This window comes from Paraburkholderia sp. RL18-085-BIA-A (genome assembly GCF_046027075.1).
Taxonomy (GTDB): domain Bacteria; phylum Pseudomonadota; class Gammaproteobacteria; order Burkholderiales; family Burkholderiaceae; genus Paraburkholderia.
In genome coordinates this window covers 1-353 of record NZ_JARESU010000665.1, presented here as the reverse complement: position 1 = coordinate 353, position 353 = coordinate 1, and the positions used below count along the sequence as shown (strand labels likewise).

1 protein-coding gene is annotated in these 353 nt (G+C 59.8%); it reads left to right on the top strand.

The window, feature by feature from the left end; translation table 11 throughout:
- On the top strand, positions 1-335 hold a 335-nt coding region (locus P0D89_RS54310), incomplete at its 5' end, for a transposase (RefSeq protein ID WP_408371600.1).
- Between the last annotated feature and the right edge of the window lie 18 nt (positions 336-353).

The following is a 353-nucleotide window of genomic DNA, read 5'->3' as shown; positions in this document are numbered from 1 at the left end:
ACCAGATCGCCCGCGCCATTGGCATGGACCTGCAGGGCTCAACGGTCAGCCTGGACGGCGTCTACGACTGCCGGGCTAACCGCAAGGCGATTTTCAACCGGGACATGATTCCCAACATTCCCGAAAACCCACGCGGACGTAAAACACCAAAGCGGGGCCGCAAACTGCACTTCAATCCGGACATTTTCGAGGAGCGCTTCTGGACCATCGAGCGGGTCTTCGCCTGGGAGGACAAGTTCCGGCGCCTTCTGCTTCGCTTTGAGCGTCTGAGCCCGGTTCACTATGCATTCAAGACCCTCGCTTACACGATGATCAACCTGCGGCACTTCGGCTGACCATCAGCGCCGGTGCGC